Annotated in this window: 11 protein-coding genes; 7 read left to right on the plus strand and 4 right to left on the minus strand. The window is 51.4% G+C overall.

Annotation, left to right across the window (positions count from 1 at the left end; genetic code table 11):
- Positions 1-54: 54 nt before the first annotated feature.
- The gene (locus tag VI01_RS07300) at positions 55-2193 is read right to left on the minus strand and encodes a TonB-dependent siderophore receptor (RefSeq protein WP_197079574.1); all 2139 of its coding nucleotides are present in this window, start codon (positions 2191-2193) and stop codon (positions 55-57) included.
- A 371-nt stretch (positions 2194-2564) separates the two neighbouring features.
- Here VI01_RS07300 and VI01_RS07310 point away from each other — a divergent pair, with 371 nt between their 5' ends.
- The 5 genes from VI01_RS07310 to VI01_RS07330 all read left to right on the plus strand — a co-directional run bounded on the left by VI01_RS07310 (position 2565) and on the right by VI01_RS07330 (position 8978).
- Positions 2565-3755 carry a glycoside hydrolase family 5 protein gene (locus VI01_RS07310; RefSeq protein ID WP_045814598.1) on the plus strand — a complete coding sequence of 397 codons (1191 nt, stop codon included), beginning with the start codon at positions 2565-2567 and terminating at the stop codon, positions 3753-3755.
- A 328-nt stretch (positions 3756-4083) separates the two neighbouring features.
- The gene (locus VI01_RS07315; protein ID WP_045814599.1) at positions 4084-4980 is read left to right on the plus strand and encodes an ABC transporter substrate-binding protein; all 897 of its coding nucleotides are present in this window, start codon (positions 4084-4086) and stop codon (positions 4978-4980) included.
- A complete protein-coding gene (locus tag VI01_RS07320) occupies positions 4977-5900 on the plus strand; it encodes an amino acid ABC transporter permease (protein WP_045814600.1) in 924 nt (307 codons plus the stop codon). The genes VI01_RS07315 and VI01_RS07320 overlap by 4 nt, the downstream gene beginning before the upstream one ends.
- Positions 5893-6654 carry an amino acid ABC transporter ATP-binding protein gene (locus VI01_RS07325; protein ID WP_045814601.1) on the plus strand — a complete coding sequence of 254 codons (762 nt, stop codon included), beginning with the start codon at positions 5893-5895 and terminating at the stop codon, positions 6652-6654. The genes VI01_RS07320 and VI01_RS07325 overlap by 8 nt, the downstream gene beginning before the upstream one ends.
- A 35-nt stretch (positions 6655-6689) precedes the next feature.
- Positions 6690-8978 carry a molybdopterin-dependent oxidoreductase gene (locus tag VI01_RS07330; protein ID WP_045814602.1) on the plus strand — a complete coding sequence of 763 codons (2289 nt, stop codon included), beginning with the start codon at positions 6690-6692 and terminating at the stop codon, positions 8976-8978.
- Between the two features lie 37 nt (positions 8979-9015).
- On the opposite strand, the gene VI01_RS07335 is transcribed toward VI01_RS07330, so the two are convergent.
- The gene (locus VI01_RS07335) at positions 9016-9399 is read right to left on the minus strand and encodes a VOC family protein (RefSeq protein ID WP_045814603.1); all 384 of its coding nucleotides are present in this window, start codon (positions 9397-9399) and stop codon (positions 9016-9018) included.
- 145 nt (positions 9400-9544) lie between these two features.
- Positions 9545-9784, minus strand: a complete 240-nt coding sequence (chaB, locus tag VI01_RS07340) for a putative cation transport regulator ChaB (protein WP_045814604.1) — start codon at positions 9782-9784, stop codon at positions 9545-9547.
- A gap of 341 nt (positions 9785-10125) precedes the next feature.
- Between chaB and VI01_RS07345 the strand changes: the two genes are divergently transcribed.
- The gene (locus tag VI01_RS07345; protein WP_045814605.1) at positions 10126-10647 is read left to right on the plus strand and encodes a type 1 glutamine amidotransferase domain-containing protein; all 522 of its coding nucleotides are present in this window, start codon (positions 10126-10128) and stop codon (positions 10645-10647) included.
- 369 nt (positions 10648-11016) lie between these two features.
- Here the strand turns inward: VI01_RS07345 and VI01_RS25905 are convergent, their stop codons facing one another.
- Positions 11017-11229: a biofilm development regulator YmgB/AriR family protein gene (locus tag VI01_RS25905; RefSeq protein WP_045814606.1), complete on the minus strand. Its 213-nt coding sequence runs from the start codon at positions 11227-11229 to the stop codon at positions 11017-11019.
- Positions 11230-11733: 504 nt separating this feature from the next.
- Between VI01_RS25905 and VI01_RS07355 the strand changes: the two genes are divergently transcribed.
- Positions 11734-12138, plus strand: a complete 405-nt coding sequence (locus VI01_RS07355) for a cupin domain-containing protein (protein WP_045814607.1) — start codon at positions 11734-11736, stop codon at positions 12136-12138.
- The last annotated feature ends 118 nt before the right edge of the window (positions 12139-12256 follow it).

Below are 12256 nucleotides of genomic sequence, written 5' to 3' on the forward strand. Positions count from 1 at the left end.
GAGATAGGAATGCAAGTCAATAGAGGTGGCCCTTAGAAGGCCACCCATCAGGACTCAGAACGACAGGGTGACGCCAGCGTAATAGGCGCGGCCCGGTTCGTTGTAAGTTGAAGCACCTTCATCTTCACGATAAATGCGCTTATCAAACAGGTTGTTAATACCCGCATTAGCACGCAAATTTTTAGTGATGTCGTAATTGAGGTTCAAGCCGACGATGGAATATGGCTTGATTTCACGTTGTGAAAGACCTCCAGGTCTTCCCTCAATAACTGTTTCTGCATTTTGGCGCGGTTTTTGGCGGCCATACTGCGTCCAGTTGATATTGGCGCTAAGGCTATCAGTTGCTTGCCACTCTAATTGTGAGTTGATAGTAAATTCAGGAATGACCGATAGAGGATTTCCGGTCTTCTTACTTTCTGAACGGAACATGTAAGTCGCATTAGACCGCCACTCGAGTGTGTCCGCAATCAATGGAATAGTCAGGTTCCCTTCCAGCCCCTCTACAATGGCTTTGCCTCCATTCTCCCACTGAAGCACGTTGTAAGTACCATTGGTGTAGACAACATCAGTACCGGATACAATTTTGTTTTTGTAATCGTTACGGAAGTAGGTGATACCCGCGACATAACCCGCGTGGTTAAACTCTAGTCCCACTTCTTTATTGACGCTCACTTCAGGATCGAGATTGTCATTCCCTAATAAATAACATTGGGATAGGCCAATTGGGCAGCCATTGCCACGTGTTGATAGCAGGTAGCCAGGAGTTGATTGATATAAGTTAGGCGCCTTGAATGCCCTCGCAATACCCGCTTTGAGCGTAAAATAGTCGCCCAATCCTTGCGAAATATTCAGGCTTGGACTCCAGTTAGCGCCAAAAGCATCATGATAATCAAAGCGTAAACCCGGAATAATTTCAGTGCTGTCAGTGGCGGCAATATTATCTTCAAAATAAATTGAACTTATCGTGGCGGAGTTAGTACTGCTGCGCTGAGACGGATCGCCTGAACTACCTGGCAAGTAAAGGTTTGTACTTGCAGATTGCATTGACGCAGGGTCATTAAGCTCATCGCGGTTCCATTCCGCTCCCAACGTCACGGTTTGGTCCACCAATAATTCCAGTGGGAAGTTTATTTCTCCGCCAGCACGATAACTTTCCAGACGACTGGTCGAATAAACATCACTGTTGATCATCCCTTCAACGCTTCCGGCAGTGCCTTCTTTCAAGCGAGTGTTATTGGTCTTCTCGTAGTTGAAATTAAGTTTGGATGTGCCCCAATCCCAGATACCGTTATGAGTGACGCCATAGCTCTGACGATATAAGCGGTTTGTTTCACTGCCGTACAGAGATTCAACTAAACCACCTGCACTGCTATTTCCATTGCTGTTCTGCGTGTCGCCCGCATAGATATTGCCCTGACGGCTATAGCCGTAAGAGAAATCAACGATCTGAGTAGGGGTGATTTTCCATGACAGTACACCGTTAATATCTTTATTACGTACCCCTTCCCGTCCCGCAGCATAAGAGCCGTTTTGAGCGGTATTGATATCATAAGCGTCCGCATCGGTGCGGTTGATATTGCCATACAGACGCATGGTTAACGCATCGCCAGCCAGTGGGCCACTCAGGTTAAAGTTGGCGCGACGCGTGTCACCCTCTTTGCTGTTTTCAGGCTGATTGGTGAACAGTGACAGCGATCCATGCCAGTCATTGGTCGGACGCTTAGTGATGATGTTCACCACACCGCCAGCCGCACCGGAACCGTAACGCGCGGCGGCTGGGCCGCGAATCACTTCAATACGTTCGACCATCTCCGCTGGCACCCAGTTGGTATCACCGCGCGAGTCACGCTCGCCACGCCAGCTGTAACGCACTGAGTTACGTGAACTCACCGGCACGCCATCGATCATAATTAAGGTGTTTTCCGGGCCCATGCCGCGAATATCAATCTGGCGGTTATTGCCACGGCTGCCGCTGGCGCCGTTGCCGGTCAGATTGACGCCGGGCATTTTGCGGATGATGTCGGAGAGGTCGTTAATCGGCGGGCTTTTCTTGATGTCTTCAGCAGTAATGGTGGAAACGCCAGGTTGCTGCTTCAAACCCTGTTCCGCAGTAACGATCATCGATTCATCGTCGGCCAGTTTTTCCGTGGGTTCTGCGGCATAAGCCGGTGAAGTGAGCAGGGCTGCCACCATCAGTGCAAGCGGGCGCTTCCTGACATACAAAGTTACATTCACTTAAATCTTCTCCCTGAAGTATTAACATATGTAAGCAAATGCGCATGATAATGAGAATGCTTATCATTGTATATGCGATAAAGGTACGTCTCCTTTATTTCTCCATGATTGGTGTTAAATGCGGGGGAAGCGTGAAGAAACGTAAAGCCGGAGTGAAGTTTGCGCTTAAAAACTTTGCGCAGAAAAAGCGTTCATCAAACTGTCATCAATTCCTTGTAAATCAGCAGACTAAAATCAGTGATAACGCACAGTAATTACATGGAGATCCGTTTAGCTTCGAGACTGCACCAAAAAGGGTGCTCAGGACTCTCATCAATCAAGGAGAAAGTGTGCGCCAGATCATACAAACCTTTACATTCCTGCTGCTGATTTTGTTCACTATTCCTGTTGCCAGAGCCGCCGATAAGATGGATTTCTGGCTGCAACCTCAACATGGCGGCAACAGCTTTAATCGCATTCCACCCAATACCGCTTATTTCAACGCTCTCCACACTTATGGTGCCTCTTGGGTGCGGCTCTCGTGGGATAAATGGCCGACCAGACAACGTGATTTCCTGCTGGGCAGTGCGGATCGCTACCAGGAATTAGTGGCGGAAGATGTCGCAACCTTAAGAAATGTGCTGGATAACGCTGAGGCAGCAGGGTTGAAAGTGGTGATTACGCCGCTTTCCTTACCCGGCATGCGCTGGTCACAAAATAATGGCGGAGAGTTTGACGACCGGCTGTGGCAAGATAAGGCTTTCTGGCAGCAAAGTGCCCGTTATTGGCGCGACCTTGCGGCTGCATTGAAAGACCACCCTGCAGTGGCGGCATACAACATCATTAATGAACCCGCGCCGGAGAAAATGGGTGGTCTGGACGAACATGCGCCAGCCGCGACCATGAAAAGCTGGTATCTGCAACAGAAGGGCACCGCGCGCGATTTACCGGGGTTTTACCGAACCGTGATTGCGGCGATTCGCGAAGTTGATCTGCAGACGCCGGTGATGGTCGACAGTGGCTGGTACGCCGCCGCCGATGCCTTCACGTATTGGCCACAGCCGCTCGAAGATAAACGTGTGTTATATAGCGTGCACATGTATGAGCCATATTCCGCCACCAGTGCACCAAACGCCAAACGGAAAACGCCCTGGCCTTATCCGGGCAAAGTGCCGTTTGCGGGATCGCAGCAACAGTGGGATGCACAACGCGTAGCAGAATATTTAGCGCTACCGTTTGAGTGGGCGAAATCGCACGGTGTGGCCCGCCATCAAATGGTGGTCGGGGAGTTCGGTTGTGTCCGCACTTTACCAGGGTGCACACAATATCTGGAGGATGTGTTGAAGGTGCTGGATCAGCAGCAGGCGCATTGGGCGTTCTACAGCTTCCGGGAAGACAGTTGGGATGGCATGGATTACGAATTGGGTGACAAGAAAGTGCCGTGGCAATATTGGCAGGCCGCCGAGCAGAATCTACCCGATACCGTTCCACGCTACGCGACTAAAGAGTTTGAAGCTATTCGTAAACACTTAGAACGATAATGTCTTGTTAAGAAGAAAATGGTCGATAGCCGCTGCAAAAGCAGGCCGTTGAATACCTGACTAAATCTGAATACCTTACCTGACACCGCGCCATCATTGGCGCGGCCATCCCCGTAACCACGGGCGTCACCTTCTATTCCCGAATTCTGGCAATAGATATCCGTTTTTCGCATTTGTGATCGCTGCACATCTTACTGAGAATGGCTGCGGGACGTTCAGAGGATGACAATTTCTTTCCACCGAGTGGTGAGGAAGAAGAAAAATACATCGCTACCTCAACGCCTTTTCCCAACAGGGAAACATTTATATATATCAGGAGAAGGTTCCAGTGAAACTCGCCAAAGGTATCACCTTGCTTGCACTTGCATTGAGTGCGCACACCGCGTTTGCCGCCGATCAATCCGTGCCGACTGACAGTTCAATCCATGTTCAGGCCGATCCTGCGCTGAAAAGCCTGCTGCCGGCGGATGTGGTTAAGCGCGGCTACATCGTGGCAGGAACCAACCCAAACACACCGCCGACCACCTTCTATAAAGAAGACAATAAAACCCTTGCCGGCCGTGAAATTGACGTGATGAACGCCGTGGGCGAACGCTTAGGGATCCAGGTCCAGTGGCGTGACACTGGCGGTTTCGACAACATCATTCCCGGCCTGAAAACCGGTCGCTACGATGTCGCGCTCTCGAACATCAATGCCACCGCGACCCGCGCCAAAATTATCGATTTCGTGAGCTATTACGATGCCAGCCTGTTGGGCATCATCTCGCGCAAAGATGCCAATGTAGCACCGTTCAAAACCCTGGACGCCGTGTGCGGACTGGAAGTCGGCGCAGGTTCAGGTACCACGCAGGTAACACGTCTGGAAGAAGCCAGCAAAGCTTGTGAAGCCGCGGGTAAGAAACCGATCAAAGTATCCGTATTCCCGGATCGTCCAGCCGGTGTTCAGGCTGTCGTCAGTGGTCGCGTACCGATGTTCCTCGGCCCGTACGAAGGTCTGCTGTGGCAGGCGAAGGTGATTAAACCCATCACCCTGAGCGGCGAAATCACTGTGCATGACGCGCCAGTTTCTGTGGCCTTCCCGAAAGATTCTGCGCTGGAGCCTGCGGTGCAAGCGGCGCTTAACTCGCTGATCAAAGATGGTAGCTACCAGAAGATCCTCGACAACTGGGGCATCGGATTTGGCGCTGTCAAAGAATCCAAACGTAATCAGGAAATCTTTCAATGAGTGATGTACGTGACCACACCGACGATCTGCGAATTGTCGGCAAACGTTACTACGGACGCTGGCTGAGTGCGCTGGTGGTGCTGTTGTGCGTCGTGGCAATGGCGCACTCGATGATTAACAATCCACGCTTCGAATGGGGCGTGATTGCGGAAAACTTCACCGGTGAATCGATCCTGCAGGGCGTATTAATGACGCTGCAACTGACGGCGATTTCGGTGGTGCTGGGCTTTGCTTTTGGTACGGTGCTGGCGCTGATGCGCCTCTCATCCAACCCCGTGTTGGTGGGCGTGAGTTGGTTCTACACCTGGTTCTTCCGGGGCGTGCCAATGCTGGTGCAGCTTTTCCTGTGGTACAACATTGCCGCGCTCTATCCGACGATTTCACTCTCTATTCCGGGATTAGGCGAGCTGTGGAGTACCCAGTCTAATGCCCTGGTGAGTCCATTCAGTGCGGCAGTGATCGCGCTGGTGATGCATCAGTCCGCTTATGCCGCAGAAATTGTGCGTGCCGGTATCCAAAGCGTGGGTAACGGACAACTGGAAGCCGCACGTGCGCTGGGTTATCGCCCCGCGCAGATTTTCCGTCACACCGTGTTGCCGCAGGCGATGCGCGCCATCATGCCACCTGCCGGCAACGAAATTATCGGTCAGTTGAAAACCACTGCCGTCGTGTCGGTGATTTCGCTGCAAGACGTACTGTTCTCCGCGCAGATCATCTATCAGCGTACCTATGAAGTGATCCCGCTGCTACTGGTGGCAACGCTGTGGTATCTGCTGATGACCTCAGTACTGTCGATTGGTCAGTTCTACGTTGAACGTTATTTTGGTCGTGGCGTTACGCGTCGTGAAAAACGCAGCCTGTTTAAATCCTTGCCGGGCTTTAGCGCGCAAAAACCTGAAAGGAGCGTAAGCAATGGCTGAAGCGATCGCCTTACGTAAAGTCACTAAACGCTTCTCCGGGGTCACGATTCTCGACGAAGTGAATCTGGATATTCCCGCCGGTTCTGTCACGGTCATTCTTGGGCCTTCCGGTTCGGGGAAGTCCACCTTGCTGCGCTGCATCAACCATTTGGAAAAGCTGGATGGCGGCACCATTCGTATTGGTGGCGAAATCATTGGCTACAAGCAGAAAGGCCAGGCGCTGCATGAGTTAAGCAGCGGTGAGATTGCGCGTCAGCGTGCGCAAATTGGCATGGTGTTCCAGCAGTTCAATCTGTTCCCGCATCGCACTGTTTTGCAGAACATCGTGGATGCGCCGATGCGCGTGAAAAAGCAGAACCGCCAACAGGCGACCAGCAAAGCGCTGTCACTGCTCAAGCAGGTGGGGCTGGCAGGGCGCGAAGAGGAGTGGCCGCAGAATCTATCTGGTGGACAGCAACAGCGCGTAGCGATCGCCCGCGCGCTGGCGATGGACCCGGGAGTGATGCTGTTTGATGAGCCGACATCGGCGCTTGACCCGGAACTGGTGGGCGAAGTGTTGCAGGTGATTAAGCAACTGGCGCACTCCGGCATCACCATGGTGATTGTGACGCACGAGATTGGTTTCGCACGCGAGGTTGCCGACAACATTGTCTTTATGGAAGACGGCAAAATCGTGGCGGCTGGACCCACTCAGCAAGTCCTCGACGACCCGGAAAACGGGCGCGTAAGAAACTTTATTGCAACGGTGCTTTAAGCACCGTTTTTCATTTTTGACAGCCAGGAACAGTGATGACGCAAAAACCAGTCATGCATAGCGCCCACTGGGGTGCATTTCATGCCCAGCAATCTGGCGATCAGCTTACCATCGAACCTTTTAAAGGCGATCCCGACCCCAGCCCGCTGCTGCAAAATTTCCGCACCGCTTTAAATCATCCGGCACGCGTCTCTCGCCCGATGGTGCGTCGTGGCTGGCTGGAAGATGGCCCCGGCCCCGATCAGCGCCGGGGTAATGACGAATATGTGGCCGTGAGCTGGGAGCAGGCTTACGAATTAGTGGCGCGTGAACTGAAGCGCGTGGGCGACACTTACGGCCCGGAAGGGATTTTTGGCGGTTCTTACGGCTGGTCGAGCGCTGGCCGTTTTCATCACGCACAGAGCCAGGTGCACCGTTTTCTCAATACCACACTGGGCGGTTACGTACGTTCAGTGAACAGTTACAGTTCGGGCTCTGCTTCGGTACTGCTGCCACACATCGTCGGCGACATGAATGAGATTGCGCGACGCGGCGTGAGCTGGGAAGAGATTGCTCAGCACAGTGAAATCGTCATCGCCTTCGGCGGCCTGGCACTGAAAAACTCTCAGGTGGCAAGCGGTGGATTAAGCGAGCACACCGAACGTGGCTTTATGCAGCAGGCGGCACAGCGCGGCACGCGTTTTATCTCGGTTAGCCCGCTGAAAAGCGATCTACCGGAGGAAGCCAAAGGAGAGTGGCTGGCCTTACGTCCGGGCACCGATGCTGCTTTTATTCTCGGTGTGCTCTCGGTATTGATTGATGAAAAACTGACGGATGAAGCCTTCCTCAGTCGCTATACCGTGGGGTGGCCGGAAATGGTCGCTTATCTCCGTGGTGAAGAGGATGGCACGCGACGCGATGCCGCTTGGGCGGCAGAGATCTGCGGCGTCAACGCAGCGTTTATCGCTGATTTTGCCCGTCACTTACCCGGTAAGCGTGTGCTGGTCACCGTTGCGCACGCACTGCAACGTTCGGAGCACGGTGAACAACCGGTGTGGCTTGGGCTGGTACTGGCTGCGGCGCTGGGCCAACCGGGTTTACCGGGCGGCGGTTACACCTATGCGTTGGGCGCGTTGGGTCATTACGGTAAGCATCACAACCTGGTGAGTTTCCCGGCTTTACCGCAGGGCAAAAATGGCATCGATCGTCTGATCCCGGTGGCGCGAATTTCGGACATGTTGCTCAATCCCGGCAAACCATTCGACTACAATGGCCGCCGCCTGACCTATCCGCATATTCGTCTGGCTTACTGGGCGGGCGGCAATCCGTTCCACCATCATCAGGATCTGGCACGGTTGCGACAGGCATTTTGCCAATTGGATACACTGATTGTGCATGAGATTGCCTGGACGGCCAGTGCACGCCATGCCGATATCGTGTTGCCCGCGACCATGACGCTGGAGCGAGAAGATATCGGCGGTGCGCCAACCGATCGCCATCTGTTTGCTATGCAACCGGTCGCGCAACCGCACGGCGAAGCCAAAGATGATTACACCATTTTTGCCGAGCTGGCGCGCAGGCTGGGACGTGAAGAGGCGTTTACTGAAGGTCGCGATACGCGTGGCTGGCTGAAACACCATTACGCGCAATTGCAGCAAAAGCTGGCAACACATCAGGTCGACATCCCCGACTTTGAACAATTCTGGCAGCAGGGCGTGCTGGAATTGCCGCAGCTTAAAGACGGTGGACGGATGATGAATGCTTTCCGCGCCGATCCGGATGCGGCACCACTGCCCACTCCGAGCGGAAAAATTGAAATCTACTCGGCGACGATCGCCAGTTTCGATTATGAAAACTGTCCCGGACATCCGGTGTGGCGAGAGCCGCAGCAAAAGCCAGATACCGACCATCCGTTCTGGCTCATTGCCAATCAGCCTGCGACGCGCTTGCACAGCCAGCTTGATTTCGGCGATTACAGCCTGAGTGGTAAACGCGATGGGCGTGAGGTGTGCAGCCTGAATCTGGATGACGCGGCATCTCTGGGGATTCAAGACGGTGAGATTATTGAGCTTTATAACCAGCGTGGGCACGTACTTGCCAGCGCGCGCGTGACCGATACGGTGATGCCGGGCGTGGTGCAGTTGCCAACGGGTGCCTGGTACGATCCGGTCGATCCCACCGCGCTGCGGCCGTTATGCCGCCACGGCAACCCGAATGTGCTGACGCTGGATATTGGCACCTCATCGCTGACACAGGGTTGCAGTGGGCAAATAACGGTGGTGCAGGTGCGTAAATACGCTGGAGAACTGACGCCGGTGCAGGCGTTTATCCCACCGCAAAGTTAGCATGACCCATGGGCGGCCAACGGGCCGCCTCGGAATATTAATCTTCTAACTGCAGCCACATCACGCGCAGACGATGCCCATCAGGGTCGATAGCCGTGAAGGTATAGCCAAAATCCATCTCGGTCGGTGACTGTACAATGGTGATCTCACGGAACGCGCCCCATTCGTTGTAGAGGAAATCGACGTCAGCTTTGTGCTGCACTTTAAAAGTGATTTCACCGTTGGCCGAAAACTGTTGCGTATTCACCGGCGGTTGAACGGTGTATTTCGACCACAAACCCAGCTTGAATCCGTTCTCAAAAACAAACATCGCAAAAGTGGGCGTGACGTTTATCGGCTTGATATCAAACAGCGATGCATAAAAGTCAGCGCTTTTGACGACATTCGGTACATAAAGGATGGTCATATCAGCAGTAAACATGGTTTTTTCTCCTTGTGGGTTTACGGCTGCATAGTACGAGGCGGCTGTGACAGATTCTGTCAGTAGCCCCAGCCAAACTGCTATGTACCCTTATCCTGACTTGATGAACCTGAACGCTAACAAAGGTGAGAGCCACCAAGTGGGTCTACGGACCGGAATTTTTTTTATGCCATCTTCCGTCACTCCCTTTTTCGTACTTATGCTTGACTGCAGCCCAGGCCACTTTATGTGATACTTCCTCACGGGAGCTGTCATCCTTGCGGTCTTTTTTCTCTTTGTACTCATCCCATGCACTGTTGAAAGCCTCAAAGTAAATGTCCTGAGCATGTGCAGGAAGGACATGCCTGACGCTGTCTGGCAGAGAATCGCGTGATTTATACGGCATGAACGGCCTCCTATGATTAGAGAGTTAAGCCTGGTTCAGATATGCTATTTTTCAATGTGCATTGCAGGAGCCGTGATTAAAAGATTAAAGTTGGAAAAATACCTTTTTACATTAATAAATTGATTTCTAATATTTAGTTAAACCCCTTCAATTCCGTTAAATAGAATCGAAACGGCTCTCCTGACACCTATGCATTTTTAGGTGTCTCCAAATTGCGCTAAATATCATCCTTTAACACAAGCCAGTCGCCGTTAGGCTTGTTTTTTTATATATCAGGTCCAGAATTTACGGGGTATCCAGGCCACAAACGCAGTGCGTTTGTTTCCATAAAGGAGAGAGCAATGAGTAAGAAAATAGCCGTTTTGATTACTGATGACTTTGAAGATTCTGAGTTCACGTCACCCGCGCAAGCTTATGAAAAAGCGGGCCATGAAGTCATTACCATTGAGATGCAGGCAGGCAAAACTGTGAAAGGAAAACAGGGCAAAGCGGAAGTCACTATCGACAGGGACATTGATCACGTCAATGCCGCTGAGTTTGATGCGCTTCTGTTGCCTGGCGGACATTCCCCCGATTCACTTCGTGGCGACGACCGGTTCGTTAACTTTACTAAAGAGTTTGTTGCCAGTGGTAAACCCGTGTTTGCCATTTGTCATGGCCCGCAACTGCTGATTAGCGCGAATGGCGTGCGGGGCCGCAAGATGACTTGCGTTAAGGCAATCGCTATTGATCTGCGTAATGCAGGAGCTGACTTTTATGATAAAGAAGTCGTTGTTGATGACGATAAACTGGTCACCAGTCGCACGCCCGATGATTTACCTGCATTTAATCGTGAAGCGTTGCGGATCCTGAATGCGGCCTGATTTTTTTAAGCAACTAACCTGAAAGAAATGGTGTAAATGGTCGCAAGTATGGCGACCGTTTACCATCAATAAAATTAAAAAAATCGTAAATTTCCTTATGAGATAGCATCTTTAATAAACGATATTCTTATTTTATTTAAAATTTCATCATGGTTTCTGGATTCCAACTTTAAGAGTGGTGGGGTGGCAAAAATATTATGGCTATCGTGCTGCATCCATTTAGTTTTCTTATTGAACACATTCCCTTTCCTGCTGGCGTAGGATTTAACGGGGTGTCAACTGTCAGTGCTGGCTACGGGCATCCTGACACAATCTGCTTGAAGGGTGTGCTGTCTTGCCCCCGACTTAGACTAAACATCGGCAGCACATCTAATTATTCTCATCTGGCGTGTGGCCCACGACAATCTGAAGGCAGTTTCGCAGGACATCCTGGTGGATCGGATTATTATTACTCTCAAGCTCATTTACCAGAGCCAGAATGATGGCTCTGTTATTCACATGTCCGGTTGTCGCCACTAGTTTCCTGACGATGCTGCCTATAATTGCGGCTTCGGTAGCGTATTGTTCATCGGGACTATCCATTAGGGGGTTTGTCTTTTTAACTCTATCCTGAAATTAGGAACAATGCTGGTTCCGTATTGAAGGTGCTGATTATACCGCCCGACTCTGTGTCGGGTTTTTTTATATTTTTTTACCAATGAATCAATCTCCGCACTGCGTTTTTCTTACCCTGTAATTTGCTTTACTGCACCCTCAAGTGGTCTTGAGCGAATGATTCCAGACCGAAAGTTTCATTTAAAAACTGGTCTCTGCCTTCTGTTTTATCTTACTTTTATTTTATGAATAGAGAGACAGCATAAGTGCCTGAGACATGACGCTTCACGCCATGTGTAAACCATCCGGGCACAGCTCAACCAAAAAGCTCAATAAATAATGTGGAGACTGACTTAACTTTTTATGCAGGCTCGGCCACTCACTAAGCTTTTCGATAACGACTTCATTGACGATGGCCTGGTATGTAGAAGCTGATCGCAGGTAGGCATGTGTCGACTACAATCGTAGTGACGTTAACCACAGGGAGCTGTAATGAAAGATAACACTCAGACATCAAACGACGCCGCTTCAGAACCCGTACACGACTGCATATTGCAAAGTGGTGCCGCCTGGAATGGCCAGCCCTATGAGGAATATCCAGCCGGTAAGCCGCAGATATCGGTGATGCTCATGACACTGCCTCCACATACTGATTTGCCGTGGCACACGCATCCTATGCCTAACACAGCATACGTTCTGTCCGGTCAGTTAACGATTGAAGATAAAGAAACAGGCCAGACACAATCTTTTAATGCCGGTGAAGCTTTAAATGAAACCGTTAACAGTGCACATCGCGGTTACACAACGGATAAGACCACAGAGCTGATCATCTTCTATGCTGGTGTGGAAGGGCAGGAATTGAGTGAGTCTTTACCCGGAGAAAAACCTGAGTTTTGAGGTAATTGCCAGTTAATCTCTCTTGAAGCACGCTGCGGTTGCATGACGGACATAACTCACCATGAGTGAGAACAGTGAGAATCCAGCGATACTGATGCCGTCTGCCGTCTGGCTCGCG

Source organism: Pantoea sp. SM3, assembly GCF_000963995.1.
Taxonomy (GTDB): Bacteria; Pseudomonadota; Gammaproteobacteria; order Enterobacterales; family Enterobacteriaceae; genus Pantoea; species Pantoea rwandensis_B.